This is a genomic window from Roseateles sp., assembly GCF_039595595.1.
Taxonomy (GTDB): domain Bacteria; phylum Pseudomonadota; class Gammaproteobacteria; order Burkholderiales; family Burkholderiaceae_C; genus Roseateles.
The window spans coordinates 299,158-321,047 of record NZ_JBCNLG010000003.1 but is presented as its reverse complement, the minus strand read 5'-3'; the positions used below and the strand labels follow the sequence as shown (position 1 = coordinate 321,047).

General features: G+C 70.1%; 14 protein-coding genes. 4 read left to right on the top strand and 10 right to left on the bottom strand.

Annotated elements, in window-relative coordinates:
* Positions 1 to 167: 167 nt before the first annotated feature.
* The 8 genes from ABDW61_RS06540 to queF all read right to left on the bottom strand — a co-directional run bounded on the left by ABDW61_RS06540 (position 168) and on the right by queF (position 8,615).
* Positions 168 to 2,162, bottom strand: a complete 1,995-nt coding sequence (locus ABDW61_RS06540; RefSeq protein ID WP_343637406.1) for an ATP-binding cassette domain-containing protein — start codon at positions 2,160 to 2,162, stop codon at positions 168 to 170.
* The gene (gene prmB, locus ABDW61_RS06535; protein ID WP_343637404.1) at positions 2,159 to 3,052 is read right to left on the bottom strand and encodes a 50S ribosomal protein L3 N(5)-glutamine methyltransferase; all 894 of its coding nucleotides are present in this window, start codon (positions 3,050 to 3,052) and stop codon (positions 2,159 to 2,161) included. The genes ABDW61_RS06540 and prmB overlap by 4 nt, the downstream gene beginning before the upstream one ends.
* On the bottom strand, positions 3,049 to 4,200 hold the full coding sequence (dapE, locus tag ABDW61_RS06530) for a succinyl-diaminopimelate desuccinylase (protein ID WP_343637402.1): 1,152 nt from the start codon (positions 4,198 to 4,200) through the stop codon (positions 3,049 to 3,051). The genes prmB and dapE overlap by 4 nt, the downstream gene beginning before the upstream one ends.
* A 10-nt stretch (positions 4,201 to 4,210) precedes the next feature.
* Positions 4,211 to 5,377, bottom strand: a complete 1,167-nt coding sequence (locus tag ABDW61_RS06525) for a PilT/PilU family type 4a pilus ATPase (RefSeq protein ID WP_343637400.1) — start codon at positions 5,375 to 5,377, stop codon at positions 4,211 to 4,213.
* Positions 5,378 to 5,496: 119 nt separating this feature from the next.
* Positions 5,497 to 6,315, bottom strand: a complete 819-nt coding sequence (gene dapD / locus ABDW61_RS06520; protein WP_343637398.1) for a 2,3,4,5-tetrahydropyridine-2,6-dicarboxylate N-succinyltransferase — start codon at positions 6,313 to 6,315, stop codon at positions 5,497 to 5,499.
* Between the two features lie 81 nt (positions 6,316 to 6,396).
* On the bottom strand, positions 6,397 to 7,659 hold the full coding sequence (gene dapC, locus ABDW61_RS06515; protein WP_343637397.1) for a succinyldiaminopimelate transaminase: 1,263 nt from the start codon (positions 7,657 to 7,659) through the stop codon (positions 6,397 to 6,399).
* Between the two features lie 64 nt (positions 7,660 to 7,723).
* Complete coding sequence (locus ABDW61_RS06510) at positions 7,724 to 8,149, bottom strand: SET domain-containing protein-lysine N-methyltransferase (RefSeq protein WP_343637396.1); 426 nt, start codon at positions 8,147 to 8,149, stop codon at positions 7,724 to 7,726.
* 34 nt (positions 8,150 to 8,183) lie between these two features.
* Complete coding sequence (queF, locus tag ABDW61_RS06505) at positions 8,184 to 8,615, bottom strand: preQ(1) synthase (protein WP_091725219.1); 432 nt, start codon at positions 8,613 to 8,615, stop codon at positions 8,184 to 8,186.
* A 230-nt stretch (positions 8,616 to 8,845) separates the two neighbouring features.
* On the opposite strand from queF, the gene smc reads away from it, so the two are divergent.
* Together smc and ABDW61_RS06495 are read left to right on the top strand one after the other, a co-directional pair.
* Positions 8,846 to 12,358 (top strand): chromosome segregation protein SMC, encoded by a 3,513-nt coding sequence (gene smc, locus ABDW61_RS06500; protein ID WP_343637395.1) that lies wholly within the window; start codon positions 8,846 to 8,848, stop codon positions 12,356 to 12,358.
* Between the two features lie 67 nt (positions 12,359 to 12,425).
* A complete protein-coding gene (locus ABDW61_RS06495; RefSeq protein ID WP_343637394.1) occupies positions 12,426 to 13,535 on the top strand; it encodes a cell division protein FtsZ in 1,110 nt (369 codons plus the stop codon).
* A gap of 105 nt (positions 13,536 to 13,640) precedes the next feature.
* On the opposite strand, the gene ABDW61_RS06490 is transcribed toward ABDW61_RS06495, so the two are convergent.
* Complete coding sequence (locus tag ABDW61_RS06490) at positions 13,641 to 14,402, bottom strand: phosphoribosyltransferase (RefSeq protein WP_343637393.1); 762 nt, start codon at positions 14,400 to 14,402, stop codon at positions 13,641 to 13,643.
* A gap of 129 nt (positions 14,403 to 14,531) precedes the next feature.
* On the opposite strand from ABDW61_RS06490, the gene ABDW61_RS06485 reads away from it, so the two are divergent.
* Both ABDW61_RS06485 and ligD read left to right on the top strand, forming a co-directional pair.
* Positions 14,532 to 15,542, top strand: a complete 1,011-nt coding sequence (locus ABDW61_RS06485) for a Ku protein (protein WP_343637391.1) — start codon at positions 14,532 to 14,534, stop codon at positions 15,540 to 15,542.
* Positions 15,543 to 15,576: 34 nt separating this feature from the next.
* Positions 15,577 to 18,294: a DNA ligase D gene (ligD, locus tag ABDW61_RS06480; protein WP_343637389.1), complete on the top strand. Its 2,718-nt coding sequence runs from the start codon at positions 15,577 to 15,579 to the stop codon at positions 18,292 to 18,294.
* Here ligD and ABDW61_RS06475 read toward each other — a convergent pair.
* Entirely contained in the window at positions 18,272 to 21,853 is a 3,582-nt protein-coding gene (locus ABDW61_RS06475; RefSeq protein ID WP_343637387.1) for an ATP-binding protein, read from the bottom strand. The genes ligD and ABDW61_RS06475 overlap by 23 nt on opposite strands.
* Positions 21,854 to 21,890 lie beyond the last annotated feature (37 nt).

Below are 21,890 nucleotides of genomic sequence, written 5' to 3'. Positions count from 1 at the left end.
GGGCTGGCCGCCGGTGGCGCTGACAGAGGCAGCGTCTTCGGGGCTGGAGGAGTTCGTCGTCGGCATGGGATGAACTGTAGCGAGCAATTCAATTGCGTACAATTGAAATGGTCTTTGTCCGCGGTTGACGCGAACTATCGGCCCCGGGGGCGCCAGGGCGCAAGGGCTCAGCTGGCGGATTGGATCGCGTCGACCTGCTCGCTCAGCTCCAGCCAGCGCATCTCGGCTTCGTCGATCTCATCGCCGATAGCTTTCAGCCGCTTGCCGGCGTCCGCGATCTGAGCGGGCGTCTGGCCGGGGCTGGAGAGCTGCGCTTCCAGCGCCGCGCGTTCCTCCGCCCAGGCTTTCATCTTCGCGTCGATCTGCTCCATCTCCTTGCGCAGCGGCCGCGTCTGCTCATTGAGCTTCTGACGCGCCTGGCCGCTGAGCTTGCGATCCTCGCGCTTGACGGGCGCCGCGGGCGCTTGCGCGGGCTCCGGAGTCACGGCCGCGGGCGCCGGCGCGCTGCCGCCTCGCGCCTCGCGCAGCGCCTGCTTGGCCTCTTCCTTCGCCAGCTTCGCGGCCTCCTTGGACTGCTCCAGCAACCAGCGCTGATAGTCGTCCAGGTCGCCGTCGAAGGGGGCGAGCTTGCCGTCGGCCACCAGCCAGAACTCGTCGCAGACCTCGCGCAGCAGCGCGCGGTCGTGGCTGACCAGCATCACCGTGCCCTCGAACTCGTTGAGCGCCATCGACAGCGCCTCGCGGGTCTGCAGGTCCAGGTGGTTCGTGGGCTCGTCGAGCAGCAGCAGATTGGGGCGCTGCCAGACCAGCATCGCCAGCACCAGCCGCGCCTTCTCGCCGCCGGACAGGCTGCCGACCTCCTGGTTCACCATGTCGCCGACGAAGCGGAACTGGCCCAGGAAGTCGCGCAGCTCCTGCTCGCGCGCATTCGGGCTGACCTCCTTGGCCAGCCGGATCATGTGCATCAGCGGGCCCTCGTCGGGCCGCAGCACGTCCATTTCCTGCTGCGCGAAATAGCCGATCGACAGGCCCTTGCCCTCGGTGATGGTGCCGCTCATCGGGCGCTGCATGCGCGCCACCGTCTTCACGAAGGTCGACTTGCCCTGGCCGTTCGCCCCCAGGATGCCGAAGCGCTGGCCGGCCAGCACGGAGCGGTCGATGCCGCGCACGATGACCTTCTCGCCCTCGTCCGTGTCGTAGCCCACCGAGACGGTGTCGAACATCAGCATCGGATTCGGAAGGTTCAGCGGCTCGCGGAACTCGAAGCTGAAGTCCGACGCGGTCAGCACCGGCGCCAGCTTCTCCATGCGTTCCAGCGCCTTGACGCGGCTCTGCGCCTGCTTGGCCTTGCTGGCCTTGGCCTTGAAGCGGTCGATGAACTTCTGCAGATGCGCCATGCGCTCCTGCTGCTTGTCGAAGGCTTGCTGCTGCTGGAGCATGCGCTCGGCGCGCATGGCCTCGAAGGCGGTGTAGTTGCCGCCGTAGCGATGCAGCTTGGTCTCGTCGAGATGCAGCGTCACCTTCGTGATCGCGTCCAGGAACTCGCGGTCGTGGCTGATGATGATCAGCGTGCCTTCATAGCGCTGCAGCCAGGCTTCCAGCCAGACCAGGGCGTCCAGGTCCAGGTGGTTGGTGGGCTCGTCCAGCAGCATCAGGTCGGACGGGCACATCAGCGCGCGCGCCAGTTGCAGCCGCATGCGCCAGCCGCCGGAGAAGCTGTTCACCGGCGCGTCGACCTGCGTGCCCTTGAAGCCCAGGCCCATCAGCAGCGCCTGCGCGCGGGCCGAGGCATCGAGGCTGCCGGCGTCCATCAGCTGCGCGTAGGCATCGGCGATCGCGTGGCCGTCGTCGGCCGCTTCGGCGTCGGCCAGCGCCTGGCGCGCGGCCATCAGCCGGATGTCGCCCTCGAGCACGAACTCGGTGGCCGGCATGTCGGTCTCGGGCATGTGCTGGGCGACTTCGGCCAGTGCCCAGTGGCGCGGAATCTCGACGTCGCCCTTGTCGCTGTGCAGCCGGCCCGTCAGCAGCGCGAACAGGCTGGACTTGCCCGCGCCGTTGCGGCCGACCAGGCCGACCTTCTCGCCAGGCTGCAGCACGACGCTCGCGTCGTCCAGGACGATCTTGGTGCCGCGCCGCAGCACCACGTTGCGCAAGGTGATCATGCGGACGCTCCCGTGGTGCCGAAGCCGGCCGCCGTCAGCGCTTCGCGCGTCAGCAGCAGCACCTGGTCCTCGCCGGCCGAGGTCTCGAGCCAGGCGGCTTCGAGCTGCGGGAAGGCAGCCTCGAAGAACGCGCGCTCGTTGCCGATCTCCAGAACCAGCACCGCCTGCGCGCTCATCCGCGCGGGCGCGTCGGCCAGCAGGCGGCGGATGAAGTCCATGCCGTCATCGCCGCCGGCCAGCGCGAGCTCGGGTTCGGCGCGATATTCGTCGGGGAGGGCGGCCATCGAGGCGCTGTTGACGTAAGGCGGATTGCACAGGATCAGGTCATACGCGCCCTGCGCCGGCGCGAGACCGTCGCCCTGCAGCAGCCGGATCCGGTCCTGGAGGCCGTGACGCTCGACGTTGATCGCCGCGACCGCGAGCGCGTCCGCGCTCAGGTCGATCGCGTCGACGGACACCTCGGGCCAGGCCATCGCCGCCAGCACCGCGAGGCTGCCGTTGCCGGTGCACAGGTCCAGCACGCGGGTCGTCTGGTCGGACAGCCAGGCGTCGATGGTCGCGTCCGCGAGCACTTCGGCGATGAAGCTGCGCGGCACGATCGCGCGCTCGTCGACGTAGAAGGGCACGCCCTGCAGCCAGGCCTCGCGCGTGAGGTAGGCGGCCGGCTTGCGCGTCGTGATGCGCTCGGCCACCAGCGCCTCGGTCTTGGCGCGGCCGGCGTCGTCGACGACATCGGCCTCGTGCTCGTCCAGCGCGTCCAGGGGAAGGTCCAGCGCCCACAGCGCCAGCCAGGCGGCTTCGTCGAAGGCGTTCGCGGTGCCATGCCCAAACGAAACGCCCGCCTCTGAAAGGCGGGCGGCCTGGGCCTCGATCAGTTCCAACAGCGTCACAGCAGCAAATTCTCCAGCGTGCGGCGGTAGATGCGCGTCAGCGGCGCGATCTGGTCCAGCGGCACGTATTCATCGATCTTGTGGATGCTCGCATTGAGCGGTCCGAATTCCACCACCTGGGGGCACAGCTTGGCGATGAATCGCCCATCCGAGGTGCCGCCGGTCGTGGAGAGTTCGGTGGTCACGCCGGCTTCGCTGGCGATGGCCGCGCCGATCGCGGCCGACAGCGCGCCCACCGGCGTCAGGAAGGGCTCGCCCGAGAGCGTCCAGTCCAGCGTGTACTCCAGGCCATGGCGATCGAGCAGCGCGTGCACGCGCTGGCGCAGCGTGTCGGGCGTCGATTCGGTCGAGAAGCGGAAGTTGAAGTCCACCACCAGCTCGCCCGGGATGACGTTGCCCACGCCGGTGCCGGCGGCGATGTTGGAGATCTGGAAGGTCGTCGGGGGGAAGTATTTGTTGCCGGCATCCCACTCGGTCACCGCGAGCTCGGCCAGCGCCGGCGCGGCCTGATGGACCGGGTTGCGCGCCAGCTGCGGGTAGGCGACATGGCCCTGGATGCCGATGACGCGCAGCTTGCCCGACAGCGAACCCCGGCGGCCGTTCTTGACCGTGTCGCCCAGGCGCTCGACCGAGGTCGGCTCGCCGACGATGCAGTAGTCCAGCCGCTCGCCGCGCGCGCGCAGCCGCTCGACGCAGACGACGGTGCCATCGCGCGCCGGGCCTTCCTCGTCGCTGGTGAGCAGGAAGGCGACGCTGCCGCGGTGGTCCGGATGCGCCGCGGCGAAGTCCTCCGCCGCCACGACCATCGCCGCCAGCGAGGTCTTCATGTCCGCCGCGCCGCGCCCGTACAGACGGCCGCCGCGCACCGTGGGGACGAAGGGGTCGCTGCTCCACTTGGCCAGATCGCCGGTGGGGACGACATCGGTGTGGCCGGCGAAGACCAGCACCGGACCCTCGGCCTCACGGCCGCGGCGCACGGCCCACAGGTTGGCCACGCGGAAGCTGTCGGGGCCGCTGTCCATGCGCTCCAGCGCGAAGCCGGCGGCGGCCAGGCGTTGCCCGATCAGTTCCAGACAGCCGGCGTCGTCGGGCGTCACCGAAGGGCGGGCGATCAGCTGCTCGAGCAGCGCGAGCGTGCGCTCGTCCATCACGCGGCCGTCAGCCCGGCTGCACGTCGAGCGTGATCGACGTGAAGTTGGCGGTGTCGTCCGCGGGCTCTTCCTTCTTCGGCGCGCCGGGGCCGCCGGGCTTCACGCCGGGACCGTCGTTCTGCAGGCGCCAGAGCAGGTTGGTCGGCGAGTCGGCGAAGGCCAGACCTTCCTCGCGCGTGATCGCGCCCTCGGTGATCAGCTTGGCGAAGTGCTCCTCGAAGCTCTGCGAGCCTTCGGCGATCGACTTCTCCATGGCCTCCTTCACGCCGGCGAAGTCGCCTTGCTCGATCAGCTCGGCGATCAGCTTGGTGTTGAGCAGGATCTCGGTGACCGGCACGCGGCCGCCCGCGGCGGCGCGCACCAGGCGCTGCGAGATCACCGCCTTCAGGCCCGCGCCCAGGTCGTTCAGCATCGCCGGGCGCGACTCCGGCGTGTAGAAGGACATGATCCGGTTGAGCGCGTGGTAGCTGTTGTTGCCGTGCAGCGTGGCGACCACCAGGTGGCCCGACAGCGCGTACGAGATCGCGGCGGTCATCGTCTCGCGATCGCGAATCTCACCGATCAGGATGCAGTCCGGCGCCTGGCGCAGTGCGTTCTTCAGCGCGGTGTTCAGCGAGGCGGTGTCGCGGCCGACCTCGCGCTGGTTGACCAGCGAGCGCTTGTTGGTGAACAGGTATTCGATCGGATCCTCGATCGTGAGGATGTGACCGGTCATCGTCTGGTTGCGGTGCTCCAGCATCGACGCGAGCGTGGTGCTCTTGCCGGTGCCGGTGGCGCCGACCATCAGGATCAGGCCGCGCTTCTCGGTGATCAGCTTGCCCAGGATGGGCGGCAGGGACAGGCTGTCCAGCGTCGGGATGACGTGCGGGATGTGGCGGAACACCGCCGCGATCGAGCCGCGCTGGCGGAAGCCCGAGAGCCGGAAGCTGCCGACCTTGGGAATCGAGACCGCCATGTTGAGCTCGCCGTTGGCGTCGAGCTCGGCCAGGTGCTGCGGGTCGAGGACCTCGGAGATCAGCGCCCGCGGCTGGGCTGGCGTCAGCAGCTGGTCCGACAGCTGCAGCATCTGCCCGTTGATCCGGATCAGCACCGGCATGTTGGCCGACAGATAGGTGTCGGACGCGCCTTTCTCGGCCATCAGGCGCAGGATGCGCTCCATGTTTCCAGTGCTCATCTCCGTCCCTTCCAAAGCGGATAGTTCGTTGTACCAAGCGGAGCCCTGAGGCCGGCTTTGCCGGGCTCACGGGCTCGCCCCCTCTTGAGGGGGCCGGCGAAGCCGGTAGGGGGCCCGATTCAGGCGCGCAGCAGTTCGTTGATGCTGGTCTTGGCGCGCGTGCCGGCGTCGACCTTCTTCACGATGATCGCGGCGTACAGGCTGTACTTGTCGTTCTTGGGCAGGCTGCCGCTGATGACCACCGAGCCGGCCGGCACGCGGCCATAGGAGACGGTGTCGGTCTCGCGGTCGTAGATCGGGGTGCTCTGGCCGATGTACACGCCCATCGAGATCACCGAGTTCTCCTCGACGATCACGCCCTCGACGATCTCGGAGCGGGCGCCGATGAAGCAGTTGTCCTCGATGATGGTCGGGTTGGCCTGCAGCGGCTCCAGCACGCCGCCGATGCCGACGCCGCCGGACAGGTGGACGTTCTTGCCGATCTGGGCGCAGGAACCGACGGTGGCCCAGGTGTCGACCATCGTGCCTTCGTCGACGTAGGCGCCGATGTTGACGTAGGACGGCATCAGTACCACGTTCCTGGCCATGAAGCTGCCGCGGCGGGCCACGGCCGGCGGCACCACGCGCACGCCGGTGGCGCGCAGCGCCTCGTCGCTCATGCCGCCGAACTTGGTCGGGACCTTGTCGAAGAAAGTCATGTCGCCGGCGCCCATCTGGCGGTTGTCGTTCAAGCGGAACGACAGCAGCACGGCCTTCTTGACCCATTGATGCACCGTCCATTCGCCGACGGTCTTGCGCTCGGCCACGCGCAGCGTGCCGGCGTCCAGGCGGGCCAGGACCTCGTCCACGGCGGCGCGCACTTCCGGGCTGTTGGCCGAGGTCAGGTTGGCGCGGCCTTCCCAGGCCAGGTCGATGATGGATTGCAGGTCTTGCGTCATGGTGGGGATCTCGAGGATTCGATCGATTCGGGTCGGTGGGACACGTCCGGCGGCACGCGCGGTGCCGCGCGGCGGGACGGATCAGGCGGAGGTCTTGAGTTGCTTCGCGAAGGAGACGATGCGGTGGGCGGCTTCCAGGCATTCGGCCTGTCCGGCCACCAGCGCCAGGCGGATGCGGCCGGCGCCCGGGTTGAGGCCGTGGGCGTCTCGGGCCAGCAGGCTGCCGGGCAGAACGCCGACATTGTATTGAGCGAGCAAGCCCTGGGCGAAGCCAATATCGTTACCGTCTGGCACCGCCGCCCACAGGTAGAAACCCGCGTCGGGCAGGGCCACGTCCAGCACCTGCGCCAGCAGCGGCGTGACGGCTGCGAACTTGGCGCGGTACTGCGCGCGGTTCTCGATCACGTGGGCTTCGTCGTTCCAGGCGGCGATGCTGGCGGCCTGGATCAGCGGGCTCATCGCCGAGCCGTGGTAAGTGCGATAGAGCAGGAAGCGCTTGATCCAGGCGGCGTCGCCGGCGACGAAGCCCGAGCGCATGCCCGGCACGTTGGAGCGCTTGGACAGGCTGGTGAACGCGATCAGGTTGCGGAAGTCCGGCCGGCCGAGCTGGACCGCGGCCTGCAGGCCCGACAGCGGCGCGGCGTCGGGGCCATCGCGGAAATAGATCTCGGAGTAGCACTCGTCCGACGCGATCACGAAGCCATGCCGGTCGCTGAGTTCGAACAGCGTCTTCCACTCGGGCAGCGGCATCACCGCGCCGGTCGGATTGCCCGGCGAGCAGACGTAGAGCAGCTGCGTGCGGGCCCAGGTGGCGTCGTCGATCTGCGACCAGTCGGCGGCGAAGTTGCGGGCCGGGTCGGAGTTCGCGAAGGCGGGCGTGGCGCCGGCCAGCAGCGCGGCGCCTTCATAGATTTGATAGAACGGATTCGGGCAGACGACGGTCGCGCCCGGGCGGCTCGGATCGATCACGACCTGCGCCAGTGCGAACAGCGCTTCCCGCGAACCGTTGACCGGCAGGATCTGCGTGGCCGGATCCAGGCTCAGCGCATAGCGGCGCTGCAGCCAGCCCGCGATGGCCTCGCGCAGCTTGGGCTCGCCGGCCGTGGCGGGGTAGCTGGACAGGCCCTTCAGGTTGGCCATCAGCGCATCCTCGACCAGCTTGGGCGCTGGGTGCTTGGGCTCGCCGATGCCCAGCGAGATGGGGCGGTAATCGGGGTTGGGGACGATGCCCTGGGTCAGGGTGCGCAGGCGCTCGAAGGGATAGGGGTTCAGGAGCGCCAATCGCGGGTTGACCGGGGGAGGGGCCGCGGGATCGGCCAGGGACGAGGCGGGGGACGTGCTCATGCGCGGAATCATAGGCGGGGCCCTCGCGGCTGCCGTACTCGGCTGGACAACGCTGGGTTGACGCTCAGAGCGAGCCTCGGCAGCCGGGCGCGCCGCAGCGGCAAGGCAGGCGGCCCTCGTGGTGGGTCACGCCGTAGTCGACGGTGATCTCGTCGCCGGGGCGCAGGTCCTCGGTCGCGAAGAAGCTGACCTCGCCGTCCTCGACCTGGATGCGGGCGTTGGGCCGGCAGCTGTGGTTGGTGAAGCGCATCGCGTCCTGCGAGCGGCTCGCGTCGATCGCCCGCGCCGGCGAGAGTTCCACCAGCATCAGCCGGCGGCTTTGCTGCGCGCGGCGCCGGGCCTCGGCCACGGTGATTGATTCGCCGGTCAGCAATCCCAGCCGCGTGCCGGCGGGGATGTCCTCGGCGGCGAACACGCCGTAGCCGTCGATGCGGCTGCGCTTGAGCGCCACCGCGACGAACTGCGTGGCGCTGTCGTAGGCGAGGGCCATCCGGCGGGATCCGGTCCTGGCGGCAAGCCGCGGATCAGCGCAGCAGCCCGGTCTCGAAGCCGTGCGCCGGCAGGTCCACCGCCGGCAGCGGTTTCCAGCCCTTCTTGCGGTGCTCGGCCACGACGTTGGTGTAGATGCCGCCGCGCACGTACCACTTGGCCGTGATGCGGATGAAGCGCGGATTCGTGACCTTCACGATGTCCTCGAGGATGGTGTTGGTCACCTTCTCGTGGAACGCGCCCTCGTCGCGGTAGCTCCAGAAGTACATCTTCAGGCTCTTGAGCTCGACGCAGTACTGGTCCGCGATCATGTCGATCGTGAAGTGCGCGAAGTCCGGCTGGCCCGTCAGCGGGCAGTGGCAGGTGAACTCGGGGATCTGGAACTGGATGACGTAGTCGCGCTCCGGGGCCGGGTTGGGGAAGACGTGGATCTCCTTGCTGGGCCGGCTGGGCGGGTTGGGCGGCATCTCGCGCATCTTGGGCGCGGCCGTGGCGGACTTTGCCGACTTCAGGGCCGACTTGGGGGCCGCCTTGGCGGCCGGCTTGGCGGAGGGATTCTTGGCCATGGGGCTGGGGAAAAGACGAAGGGCGCGATGGTATCATCCGCCGCGAACCGGACGCCCCTTCAAGGGGCGTTTCCACAATCAAATCAAAGACTTGGCTCACATTCCGGGCAGGTCATGGTTCGAACGTCTCGATGCGACTGAACTCGATCAAGCTCTCGGGCTTCAAGTCCTTTGCCGATCCGACGAACTTCCAGCTGCCCGGGCAACTGGTGGGCGTCGTCGGACCCAACGGCTGCGGCAAGTCCAACATCATGGACGCGGTGCGCTGGGTGCTGGGCGAAAGCAAGGCCAGCGAACTGCGCGGCGAGTCCATGCAGGACGTGATCTTCAACGGCTCGGGCAACCGCAAGCCGGCCAGCCGCTCGAGCGTGGAACTGGTGTTCGACAACACCAGCGCGCGCGCCGGCGGCCAGTGGAACCAGTTCACCGAGATCGCCGTCAAGCGCGTGCTCACGCGCGATGGCACGTCCAGCTACTTCATCAACAACCAGCCGGTGCGCCGGCGCGACGTGCAGGACGTCTTCCTGGGCACCGGCCTGGGCCCGCGCGCGTACGCCATCATCGGCCAGGGCACGATCAGCCGGATCATCGAATCCAAGCCCGAGGAACTGCGCATGTTCCTCGAGGAAGCCGCCGGCGTCTCCAAGTACAAGGAGCGCCGCCGCGAGACCGAGAACCGCCTGAAGGACACGCGCGAGAACCTGACCCGCGTCGAGGACATCCTGCGCGAGCTGAACAGCAACCTCGAGAAGCTGGAGCGCCAGGCCGAGGTCGCCGCGAATTACCGCCATCTGCAGGAGCAGGGCACGCTCAAGCTGCATCAGCTGTGGTTCCTGAAGCACCGCGACGCGGCCGGCGAGTCGGCGCGGGTGAAGAGCGAGCACTCGGAGGCGGTCAACGCGCTGGAAGCCAAGATGGCCGAGCTGCGCCAGCTCGAGGCCGAGCTCGAGACCGTCCGCCAGGCCCATTACGGCGCCGGCGACGAGCTGCATGCCGCGCAGGGCCGCATGGCCGAGGCGCAGATGGAGGTCAGCCGGCTCGAGGAGCGCATCCGCTATGTCGTCGAAGGGCGCCAGCGGCTGGAGCAGCGGCTGGTCGAGCTGCAGGCGCAGAACCAGCAGTGGCAGGAGCGCGCCGAGCAGGCGCAGCTGGAACTGGACGACGTCGCCACCCAGATCGCGCAGGCCGAGGAGCAGAGCGAGATCCTCGCCGCGCAGGCCGAGGATCAGGCGATGAAGCTGCCGGAGGTCGAGGACCAGGTGCGCGCCGCGCAGGCGCGCGCCAACGAGCAGCGCACGCAGGTCACGCAGGTGCAGCAGCAGATCCAGGTGCTGGCGGCGGAAAGCCGCAGCGTCGACGAGCAGCTCAAGGGGCTGCGCGGCCGCCGCGAGCGCCTCGCTCAGGAACGCCAAGGCCTGGCAGCGCCGCAGCACGACAAGCTCGACGAGGTGAAGCGGCTCTCGGCGGCGGCCGACGAGCAGCAAGCCGTCGCGGACGCGCGGCTGGCGGAACTCGCGGAAGCGGCGCCTGCCGCCGACGAAGCCCGCCAGCAGGCGCAGCAGGAGTCCCAGCAGCAGGCCGCGAAGCTGACCGACATCGTCGCCCGCCTGACCGCGCTGCGGGCGCTGCAGGAGAAGGTGCAGACCGAGGGCAAGCTCAAGCCCTGGCTGGCCAAGCACGGGCTGCAGGACATCAAGGGCCTGTGGACGCAGCTGCACATCACGCCAGGCTGGGAGAACGCGCTCGAGGCGGCGATGCGCGAGCGCATGGGCGCGCTGTCGGTGGGCCGGCTGGAGACGGTGCAGGCCTTCTCATCCGATCCGCCGCCGGCGCGGCTGGCGTTCTACTCGCTGCCCAGCGGTGACATCGCCAACACGCATCGCGCGCTGGCGCCGCTGAGCGACCTGCTCAAGCTCGAGTCCAGCGGCATGAAGGCGCTGCTGAACGACTGGCTCGAGGGCATCTACACGGCCGAGTCCATCGCGGACGCGCTGACGCAGCGCCCCAAGCTGAGCCACGGCGAAGTCATCATGACCCGCGAGGGCCATGCGGTGAGCCAGTTCGCGGTCAGCTTCTACGCGCCCGACAGCGAGACCGCCGGTCTGCTGGCGCGCGCGCAGGAGATCGAGAACCTGGAGCGCGAGCAGCGCGCGCAGACGCTGATCGCCGACGAGTCGCGCGCCCAGGCCGTCCGCGCGGAAGCCGTGTACACGGACGTGTCGCAGCGCCTGGCGGTCGTGCGCCGGGAGGCGAGCGAGACGCAGGCCCGTGCCCATCAATTGCAGGTCGAGCTGCTGCGCCTGGCGCAGCAGACCGAGGCCGCCGTCGCGCGGCGCACGCAGCTCGACGACGAGCTGGGCGAGATCGACGCGCAGACCGAGGCGCTGATGGAGCGCCGCATGGAAGGCGAGGCGCGCTTCGAGGAGCTGGATCTGCAGCTCGCGACGACGCAGGAGAAGCATGCCGAGCTCGACGAGGCGGTGATCCAGGCCGAGCGCAAGCTGGCCGAGGCGCGCGAGCACCAGCGTGTGCTGGAGCGCCGCGCGCAGGAGGCGGTGTTCAGCGCCCGCGCGCTGGCGGCCAAGCGCGGCGAACTGCAGCGCAGCATCGAGACCTCGCGCCAGCAGGTGCAGGTCAACGAGCAGACCGTGCAGAACATGGCGCAGGAGCGCGCCGAACTCGACGATGCCGCGGCGCAGGCCGGGCTGCAGGACGCGCTGGCGCTGAAGATGGAGCGCGAGCAGGCGCTGGCCGTCGTGCGCGCCCACTACGACGACCTCAGCCAGCGCCTCAAGCGCAGCGAGGAGCAGCGCATGACGATCGAGCGCGCGCTCGATCCGCTGCGCGAGCGCATCACCAAGCTCCAGCTCGACGAGCAGGCGGCCTCGCTGGGCGGGGCCCAGTTCATGGAGCAACTGGTGGCCGCGGGCGTGGATCTGGACGCGCTGGCCCGGGGCATCGAGGACGGCGGCGTGAAGCTGTACGGACTGCAGGGCGAGATCGACCGCATCACGCGCGAGATCGCCGCGCTGGGCGCGGTCAACCTGGCGGCGCTCGACGAGCTGGGCGCGGCGCGCGAGCGCAAGACCTTCCTGGATTCGCAGTACGCGGACCTGACCAGCGCGATCACGACGCTGGAGGACGCGATCCACAAGATCGACCTGGAGACGCGCGACCTGCTGGGAACGACCTTCAACCAGGTCAACGAGCATTTCGGCCGCATGTTCCCGAGCCTGTTCGGCGGCGGGCAGGCCAAGCTGGTGATGACCGGCGACGAGATCCTGGATGCCGGCGTGCAGGTGATGGCGCAGCCGCCGGGCAAGAAGAACTCGACCATCCACCTGCTGTCGGGCGGCGAGAAGGCGCTGACGGCGATCGCGCTGGTGTTCGCGATCTTCCAGCTCAATCCGGCGCCGTTCTGCCTGCTGGACGAGGTCGACGCGCCGCTGGACGACGCCAACACCGAGCGTTACGCGCGGCTGGTGTCGGAGATGAGCAAGATCACGCAGTTCCTGTTCATCTCGCACAACAAGATCGCGATGGAGATGGCCAAGCAGCTGATCGGCGTGACGATGCAGGAGCAGGGCGTGTCGCGCATCGTGGCGGTGGACATGGAATCCGCGCTGGCGATGGCCGAGCAATGAGGATGACGACGGTCAGCGCGGCGCACGTGGTGCACGGGGCGCGCGGGGCCGCAGGAGCAAACGAGCGATGACGACGGACTGGAACCTGACGACGCTGTTGGCCGCGCTGGGCGGTGTGGTGCTGGTGGGGCTGCTGGCGCAGGGCTGGTGGAGCGCGCGCAAGGCGGGCCCGCGGCGCGCCGAGCCGCTCGCTCCCGTGGGGGACCGTCAGGAGCCCAACCTGGGCGGCGCCGGTGGCAAGGGCGCCAACGGCGAGCCGGTGATCACGCTGGATGGCGCGGCCGATGGCGCCGCGCTGCCGGACCTGCGCACGCTGGACGAGACGGTGCCGGCGGTGGCGCGCACGCGCAAGGCCTCGACGCGCATCGACGCGCTGATCGACGCGATCGCGACGCTGACGCCGGAGTCGCCGGTGAGCGGCGAGATGGCGCTGTCGCACCTGCCGGGCAGCCGGCGGGCGGGGACCAAGCCCTTCCAGGTCGAAGGCCTGAACGCTGACAGCGGCGAATGGGAGCTGCCGCATCCGGGCCAGCGCTACAGCGAATTCCAGGCGGGGCTGCAGATGGCCAACCGCAGCGGGGCGCTCAACGAAATCGAGTACTCGGAGTTCGTGCAGAAGATTCAGGGCTTCGCGGACGGCATCGGCGCGATGCCGGAGTTCCCGGACATGCTGGACGTGGTGGCGCGGGCGCGGGAGCTGGACCAGTTCGCGGCCAGCCACGATGCGCAGCTGGCGATCGTGCTGCGGGCGCGTGGCGCGGCGTGGACGCTGGGCTTCGTGCAGCAGGGGGCGCTGCGGCACGGCTTCGTGCCGGGCTCGATGCCGGGCCGGCTGGTGCTGCCGGCGGCGGAGGAGGGCGCGCCGCCGCTGCTGACGCTGAACTTCGATGCGCAGGCGGCGCTGGCGGAGGATCCGCAAGCGTCGTCGCTGCGCGAGCTGACGCTGGCGCTGGACGTGCTGCAGACGCCGGAGGCGCTGGAGCCCTTCGCGAACTGGCAGGAGGCGGCGCGCGCGCTGGCGCGCGACTTCGAGGCCGACGTCTGCGACGACCGCGGCCAGGTGCTGCACCTGCACGCGTTCCAGGCGATCGGGCAGGAACTGGCGGAGCTCTACAAGTCGCTGGCGGCGCGGGATCTCGCGGCGGGCAGCGCGGTGGCGCGGCGCTTGTTCAGCTGAGATCGTGAACGCGAGCGAGGGTGTTCCACCAAGCGCCCACAGGAGGAGGGCGACATTCGGCCCCGCTGAGCTGTTGAGGGTGCCAGTCGAAGCGCGCTGAGCGGTTCAGGACTTCGCCGGGATCGCGGTCTCCGCCAAGGCCGCCAGCAAGCGCCGCACCTCGTCATCCGTGGTCTGCTCGAAGGTCTCATACCACTGCCCGACCGAGCGGAAGCGCTCCGGTGTCTGGCCGCAGATGACCTCATCCGCGTCCTGCGCCAGCAGGCGGCAGGTCTCCACCGCGGAGACCGGCACCGCCACGACGATCCTCGCCGGCGCCAGCTCCCTCAGCGCGTGCACCGCCGCGCGCATCGACGCGCCCGTCGCCATCCCGTCATCCACCAGCACCACCTGCCGTCCCGCCACCGCCGGCATTGGCCGATCGCCCCGATAGAGCTTCTCGCGCCGGTGCAGCTCTCGCAGTTCGGCGCGGGTGACGATGTCGATCGCCGAATAGCTGATCGCCAACTGCTGGATCACCTGCGTGTTGAGCACCCGCACGTCGCCGGACGCGATCGCGCCCATCGCGTACTCGGGCTGGCCAGGCAGACCGAGCTTGCGCACCACCAGGATGTCCAGCGGCGCGTCCAGCGCCCGCGCGACCTCCGCCGCCACCGGCACGCCGCCGCGCGGCAGCGCCAGCACGATCACGTCGTCACGATGGGCATAGGCCGCCAACCGTCCCGCCAGTTGCCGCCCGGCATCGTGCCGGTCGACGAAGCTGCGGCCCTGCGCCCCCAACGGCTGCGGCCGCGATGCGGCATCCGCCCTGTCGAGGGAGGTGAGCACGGGCAGCATCGCGTGGGTGACAGGCATCTCGGAGGTCATGATGGGCTCGCAACGACGTCGTTTCCATCCCCAGGCCGGAGCAAGCCGGATGCCCGCCGGGACCGCCCTCGCGGGCGCGCCATTTGCCGCGCACCGGGCTCGTCAGACCCCTTCCATGCCGAGGTCCGCATGCCCAGCCGCTCCGCATCCACGTCCTCCCGCGCGACCCGTTCGTCCCGCCCGGCGCACGGCTCGTCCGCCAGCCACCGCGGCGCGCAAGGCGCCGCGCGCAAGCGCGCCTCCAACGCCGACCACGGCTCGCGCGGCAAGGCGCGTGGCGAAGCCGGCTCCGCCCGCGGCGACAGTGACGACGCCCCAGCCGCGCGGCGGGCGATCTGGAAGGGCGCGATCAGCTTCGGCCTGCTGCACGTGCCCGTCGCGCTGTATCCCGCCTCGCGCGACCAGCGCGTCGATTTCGACTGGCTGGACAAGCGCACGATGGACCCGGTGGGCTACAAGCGCATCAACAAACGCACCGGCAAGGACATCGACAAGACCCAGATCGTCAAGGGCGTGAAGCAGGACAACGGCGATTACGTGCTGGTCTCCGACGACGAGATCCGCAAGGCCTATCCCACCACCACCCAGACCATCGAGATCGAGACCTTCGTCCCCGCGACGCAGGTCTCCTTCGTCTACCTCGAGAAACCGTACTACCTCGAGCCGATCGGCAAATCGGGCAAGGTCTACGCGCTGCTGCGCGAGGCGATGTCCGATGCCGGCCTGATCGCCGTCGCGCGATTGGTCATCCACAGCAAGGAGCACCTGGCGGCGCTGCTGCCCGCCGGTCCGGCGCTGATGATCGGCATGCTGCGCTGGGCCAACGAGATCCGCCCCTGCGACGACCTCAACCTGCCCGCCGAAGGCAAGTCGGCGCACGGCTTCAAGCCCAGCGAGCTGCAGATGGCCCGTCAGTTGATCGACGAGATGAGCAGCGACTGGCATCCCGAGGATTACCACGACGAATTCACCGCCGCGATCCGCGACCTGATCGCGCGCAAGGTCGAGGAAGGCGAGACCGAGACCGTCACGCCGCTCGAGGCCGTGCCCGAGTCGGCGGGCGAGGGCGGCAATGTCGTCGACCTCACCGAGCTGCTGCGCCGCAGCCTGGGCGGCAAGTCCAAGAAGAAGTCCGCCTGAGCGCACCGGACTTCAGCCACCAGGACCCGCCGCCATGCCGACCTCGCCGCGCCAGGACCCGCTGTCCCGCTATCGCCAGAAGCGGGACTTCCGCATCACGCCTGAACCCGATGACACCGGGCGGCGGCCGCGCCCCGTCCGGAAGACGTCCGGGACGTCGGGGACATCGAAGGCGCCGCGGCGCGCCGCCAAGTCCGCGGCGCTGTCCTTCGTGATCCAGAAGCACTGGGCCAGCCATCTGCATTACGACTTCCGGCTGGAGCTCGGCGGCGTGCTGCTCAGCTGGGCGGTGCCCAAGGGGCCCTCGTACGACCCGAAGGAACGCCGCATGGCGATCCATGTCGAGGACCATCCCCTGGCCTACGGCGGCTTCGAAGGCACGATCCCGCCGAAACAGTACGGCGCGGGCGAGGTGATCGTCTGGGACAACGGCACCTGGGAGCCCGAAGGCGACGCCGAACAGGGGCTGCGCGATGGCAAGCTGGTGTTCCGGCTGCATGGGCAGAAGCTGGCCGGGCTGTGGCAATTGGTCCGGACCTCGCGTGATGCGTCCAGGCGCGAGCAGTGGCTGCTCATCAAGAAGCATGACGGGCTCGAGCGCCCGCATGCCGATTACGACGTCACCGTCGCGCTGCCCGACAGCGTGATCCAGCATCCGCTCGGACTCGCTGAGGAGCGCGCGGCCCAGGGCAATGGCCATGGCAAGGCCGGGCCCGCAGAGGCCGAGGCCGCCACGGCCGGCGCGCGGACGCCGGACCTGAGCCGCGCGAAGAAGGCCAGGCTCCCCGCCGAGCTGAGCCCGCAACTCGCGACGCTGGTCAGCGCGACGCCGCCCGGCGACTGGATCGCGGAGGCCAAGTTCGACGGCTACCGGCTGATGGCACGCGTCGACAAGGGCATGACGCGGCTGATCACCCGAGGCGGCAACGACTGGACCGAGCGGCTGCCGTCGCTGACCGCGGCAATCCAGGCGCTGGGCCTGGACAACGCCTGGCTCGACGGCGAGATCGTCGTGCTGCGCGACGACGGCGCGCCCGACTTCAACCTGCTCCAGAACGCCATCGGCCATCCGAAACGCACGCGCCACGAGGACATCGTCTACTTCCTCTTCGACGTGCCGTTCCTCAACGGCCACGACCTGCGCGAGGTGCCGCTGGTCGACCGGCGCGCGGTGCTGCGCGCGCTGATGGCCGGCCACGAGGGCGAGCGCCTGCGCTTCAGCGAGGACTTCGCCGTGCCGCCGCAGGACATGCTCGCCGCGGCCTGTCAGATGCGCCTGGAGGGCCTGATCCTGAAGCGTCCGGACAGCGCCTATGTCTCCTCGCGCAGCGATGCCTGGGTCAAGCTCAAGTGCCAGCTGAGGCAGGAGTTCGTGATCGTCGGCTTCACCGATCGGTCCGATGGCGCGCAGGCGCTCGGCAGCCTGCTGCTGGGCTACTACGAGGACGGCGAACTGCGCTACGCCGGCCGTGTGGGCACCGGCTGGTCGCACGCGCAGGCCGCCGAGCTGCACCAGCGCCTGAGCGCGATCGAGACCCGCAAGCCGCATTTCGACGAGGCCACGATCGCGCGCAGCCACTGGGCCAAGATGACCGGCCGGTCCGGCGGCGCGGCGCGCTGGGTGAAACCGGCGCGGGTGGTCGAGGTGGCCTTCGCCGAGTGGACGCCGGACGGCCACATCCGGCACGCCTCCTTCCAGGGCGAGCGCGAGGACAAGGCACCCAAGGAGGTCGGACGCGAGTCGGCGAAACCGGCGCAAGAGGTCAAGCCGGCGCCGGCGGCAAAGGCAACCAAGGCGCCGAAGGCCTCGAACCGCTCGAAGGTCACGAAGGCCGCGAAGGCCACGAAGACGACGGAGTCGCCATCGGAATCCAAGGGCGCGAAGGCTGTCGCGGCAAAGCCGAAACCGCCGATCAAGGCGGCCGGCGAGCTCCGCATCACCCACCCCGACCGCGTCATCGATCCCTCCACCGGCCACACCAAGATCGAACTGGTGCGCTACTACGAGAGCGTCATCGAATGGCTGCTGCCTCACCTGGGCCAGCGCCCGGTGGCCATCGTGCGCGCGCCTGATGGCATCGAGGGGCAGTTGTTCTTCCAGAAGCATGTCGAGGGCGACGAGCTGATCGTGATTCCCGATGCGGCGGCCCTGATGCAGCTCACGCAGATGAACGCGATCGAGTTCCACACCTGGAACGCGCAGGCGGACCGCCTGGATCGGGCGGACCGCTTCATCATCGACCTCGATCCGGGCGAGGGCGTCGCGTTCAAGGCCGTCATCGAGGCGGCGCTGATCACCCGCGCGCTGCTGAAGGAACTGGGCCTGCGCAGCTGGGTCAAGACCAGCGGCGGCAAAGGGCTGCACGTGGTGGTGCCGCTCGAGCGGCGTCACGACCACGCGACTGCGAAGGCCTTCAGTCAGGCGGTGGTGCAGCACCTGGCCGCGACCTTCCCGAAGCAGTTCTCCGCCAAGAGCGGCCCGAGGAATCGCGTCGGCAAGATCTTTCCGGACTACCTGCGCAACGGGGAAGGGCAGACCACTGCCGCCGCGTTCTCGGCCCGCGCGCGGCCGGGGATGGGCGTGTCGATGCCGGTCGACTGGGACGAGCTCGCCGAAATCAAGCGCGGCGACCAGTGGACCATCGCCAATGCCCGCGACCGTCTCAGCTTCCAGAAGGAGGATCCCTGGAAGGACTACGCGGCCTGCCGCCAGACGCTGACGGCCGGGCTCAAGCGGCTGGGTCTGAAGTGACCGCCTGATCGACGGCCATCACCGGCAGGCGCAGTTCGAAGCGGGCGCCGCGAGCGGGCCCCTCGCTGTGCACCGTGACGTCGCCGCCATGCATCCCGATCAACTGCTTGACCAGCGAGAGGCCGATGCCCAGCCCGCCCTGCGAGCGATCCAGCGTCCGGTCGCCTTGCACGAACAGGTCGAACATCGTGGCCTGCAGCGCCGGGGGGATGCCGACGCCGTTGTCGCTGACCGCGATCAGCGCCGTGCCCGCGTCGCCGGCCACTGGCGCCTCCACGCTCAGCGTCAAGGCGATGCGGCCTTGCGGATCGGTGTACTTCGCGGCGTTGGTCAGCAGGTTGGCCACGCATTGCACCAGCCGCGCCTGGTCGCCCCGCACCCGCGGACTGCGCTCCGGCGTGCTCACCGAGAAGTCATGGCGGCGCTCGTCCATCAGCGGCTGGACGGTCTCCACCGCCTGCGCGACGACCTCCGACAGCGCCACCGTGCCCCACTGCAGCTCGATGCGGCCCTGCGTGATCCGCGACACGTCCAGCAGGTCGTCGACCAGGCGCGTCAGCGTCTCGACCTGCCGGCGGATGATCTCGACCATCTTGCGCGCGCGCTCGTCCGCAAGGCCCAACCGCGAGAGCACGTCGCCGGCGCTGCGGATCGGCGCGATCGGGTTGCGCAGCTCGTGGGCCAGCATCGCCAGGAACTGGTCCTTCTGCCGGTCGGCCGCTTCCAGCCGCCGCCGGGCGTTCAGGCGCGCCGAGATCTCCCGGTAGTAACAGACCACGCCCGGCGCTCCGTCCGCCAGCGGAATGCGGTTGATCTGCCATTCATAGGCCTCGGTGACGCCCAGGTCACGGCGTTCCTGGACGAACTCGGGCGTCTGGTAGGGATCGCCGGTGGCGAGCGTGCGCTGGAACAGCGCCACGATCTGGTCCGACAGCGGCCGGCCCCAGAGCCGTTCCACCAGCGTGTCGAAGCGCTCGCCGATCAGCCCCGGCGGATGACCGAAAGTGGCCCGCGCGGTCGGATTCGCTTCGCGCATGCGCAGCGCCTGGCCGTCGTGCGCGACCAGGAACACGCCCATCGGCGCCTCGTTGAGCAGGGTCTCGAACTGCTCGGTCCTCAGCCGGAACGCGGCCTCGGTGGCCTGGCGCAGGCGGCGCAGCTCCAGCAGCGCGCCCAGCCGCGCCAGCAGCTCGCGCGCGGAGAAGGGCTTGATCATGTAGTCGTCCGCGCCGGTGTCCAGGCCTTCGATGCGGGCCTCCTCGCCGGCGCGCGCGGACAGCAGCAGCACCGGCACACCGCTGAGCCGCGGATCGTTGCGCAGCGCGGTCAGCAAGGCCAGGCCGTCGAGCCGGGGCATCATCACGTCGCTCAGCACCAGGTCCGGCGGCGTGCGCCGCGCGGCCTCGAGCGCCTGCAGGCCATCGGCGGCAAGCTCCACCGCGTACCACGGCGAGAGCAGGTCGCGCAGATAGGCGCGCATGTCGGCGTTGTCGTCGGCGACCAGCACGCGTGAGCCGAAGGTCGACGCGAATGGCCGGCGCGCGTTCGCCGCCTCGCCCGCCTCGCCCGCCATGGTCGCGATGCCGCGCGCGAGCTCGCCAGCGGCGGAGGGGGCCGGCTCGGTCTCCGGCGCGGGCAGCCAGCGCAGCGCTTCCTCGACGAAGGCGCGAGCGCCGGTGGTGTCGGCCACCGCCGGCGAAGAACCGGGCGCCGCCGAGGCGGTGTCGATCCGCTCGCGCGGCAGGTGCGCCTGTCCCAGCGGCAGCAGCACGCGGAAGATCGACCCCTGGCCATGGACGCTGGACGCCTCCAGGCGTCCGCCATGCAGCTTCACGAGCTCCTGCACCAGGGCCAGGCCGATGCCCGAGCCCTCGTGCGTGCGTCCCTCGGCGCCCGCGACCCGATGGAAGCGCTCGAAGACGCGCGGCAGTTCGCTGGCGGGGATGCCGCTGCCGGTGTCGGCCACCTCCAGCACCGCCAGACGCGGCTCGGCGCCTTCCTGCCGCAGCCGCACCGTCACCTGGCCGCGCATCGTGAACTTGAAGGCGTTGGACAGCAGGTTCAGGACGACCTTCTCCCACATCTCGCGGTCGACCCAGGCCGCCTCGTCCAGCGCCGCGCAGTCGACCTCGAAGGCCAGGCCGGCGCGCTCCATCGCGGAGCGGAAGGTGCTCGCCAGGTCGCGCGTGAAGGCGGCCAGGTCGGTGGCCACGTAGCGGGCCTGGGCGCGGCCGGCCTCGATCCGGGAGAAGTCCAGCAGCGAGTTCACCAGCCGCTGCAGCCGCCGGGCGTTGCGCAGCGCCAGCGCGAGCCGGTCGCGCTGCGCGCCGTCCAGGCCGGGCGAGGTCACGAGCTCCTCCATCGGCCCGAGCATCAGGGTCAAGGGCGTGCGGAATTCGTGGCTGATGTTGGAGAAGAACAGCGTCTTGGCCTGGTCCAGCGCCGCCAGGCCCTCGGCGCGGCGGCGCTCGGCCTCGTAGGCGGAAGCGTCGGCGAGCGCCGCGGCCACCTGGCCGGCCACCAGGTCGAGGAAGTGGCGCGCTGCCTCGTCCAGCAGGCGCCGCGGGCTGAGACCGGCGACGAGGAAACCGGCGAGCTCCTTGCCGGGACCCCTGAGCGGCAGCACCAGCGCCTGATCCACCGGTTCCGGCCAGGGCGGCAGCGCGCGCGGCCCGCCGAGCGCCGCGAGGGACAGGCCTTGCGCGCGCCCCTCGTCGTCGAGCGCCGCCAGCGGCCACCCGGCGGGCGGCTCGCGCAGGGACAGGCGCTCGGGCAGGTGGTCCTCGGGCGGCGCCTGCAGGCGGCCGGCATCGCCGAGATCCTGCGTGCAGCCGGCGCGCCGGGCCGCCTGGCCACCGGGCTCGACCAGATACAGCGCCGCGAGCGGGATCTCGAGCGGAAAGGCGGCCAGCACCTCGCAGGCTCGCCGCGCGCAGTCCTGCGGATGCTCGGCGCCCACGCTGCGCGCGGCCAGTTCGCGCAGCAGGTGCAGCCGGCGCTCGCCGATCACGCGGTCCGTGACCTCGGTGACGACGCACAGCATGCCGCCCACCTGCAGCGCGTCGTCATACACGGGGCTGTAGGAGAAGGTGTGATACGTCTCCTCCGGAAAGCCGCTGCGCTCCAGGACCAGCATCAGGCCCTCGTCCCAGGTCGCCTCGCCGGTGGCCTGGACGTGCCGGATGCGGCTGTAGGCGGCGTCCCAGACTTCCGCCCAGACGCGCTCGGAGCGCGCGCCCAGCGCCCAGTCGCGCTTCACGCCCAGCGTCGGCAGGTAGGCGTCGTTGCAGAAGAAGGTCATCTCCGGCCCCCACGCCATCCACATCGCGTAGCGGGAGTCCAGCATCATCCGGATCACCGTCTTGAGCGATTGCGGCCAGCCGTCGGGCGGCCCCATGGGCGTGGCGCTCCAGTCCAGGGCGCGCATGCGTCTGCCCATTTCGCCGCCTCCGTCCAGGAAGTGGTGGCGGCGCGGCGTTCCGGAGGACGGTCCGGGCGCCGCCATCTCGTCGGTGGGCGCGAGCGGCAGGCCGGCGGGGCCAGCGGGCTGTCGTTGCATCGGCGGGAAATCCCTTCTAGAGGCCGGGAGCGTGGTT

Bases quoted from the DNA above. Each gene is read 5' to 3' on its own strand.
- dapE (WP_343637402.1), bottom strand. From the start codon at position 4,200: ATGGACGAGCGCACGCTCGCGCTGCTCGAGCAGCTGATCGCCCGCCCT.
- smc (WP_343637395.1), top strand. From the start codon at position 8,846: ATGCGACTGAACTCGATCAAGCTCTCGGGCTTCAAGTCCTTTGCCGAT.
- ABDW61_RS06495 (WP_343637394.1), top strand. From the start codon at position 12,426: ATGACGACGGACTGGAACCTGACGACGCTGTTGGCCGCGCTGGGCGGT.
- ABDW61_RS06540 (WP_343637406.1), bottom strand. From the start codon at position 2,162: ATGATCACCTTGCGCAACGTGGTGCTGCGGCGCGGCACCAAGATCGTC.
- dapC (WP_343637397.1), bottom strand. From the start codon at position 7,659: ATGAGCACGTCCCCCGCCTCGTCCCTGGCCGATCCCGCGGCCCCTCCC.
- ABDW61_RS06490 (WP_343637393.1), bottom strand. From the start codon at position 14,402: ATGACCTCCGAGATGCCTGTCACCCACGCGATGCTGCCCGTGCTCACC.
- ABDW61_RS06510 (WP_343637396.1), bottom strand. From the start codon at position 8,149: ATGGCCCTCGCCTACGACAGCGCCACGCAGTTCGTCGCGGTGGCGCTC.
- queF (WP_091725219.1), bottom strand. From the start codon at position 8,615: ATGCCGCCCAACCCGCCCAGCCGGCCCAGCAAGGAGATCCACGTCTTC.
- ABDW61_RS06525 (WP_343637400.1), bottom strand. From the start codon at position 5,377: ATGAGCACTGGAAACATGGAGCGCATCCTGCGCCTGATGGCCGAGAAA.
- dapD (WP_343637398.1), bottom strand. From the start codon at position 6,315: ATGACGCAAGACCTGCAATCCATCATCGACCTGGCCTGGGAAGGCCGC.
- ligD (WP_343637389.1), top strand. From the start codon at position 15,577: ATGCCGACCTCGCCGCGCCAGGACCCGCTGTCCCGCTATCGCCAGAAG.
- ABDW61_RS06475 (WP_343637387.1), bottom strand. From the start codon at position 21,853: ATGCAACGACAGCCCGCTGGCCCCGCCGGCCTGCCGCTCGCGCCCACC.
- ABDW61_RS06485 (WP_343637391.1), top strand. From the start codon at position 14,532: ATGCCCAGCCGCTCCGCATCCACGTCCTCCCGCGCGACCCGTTCGTCC.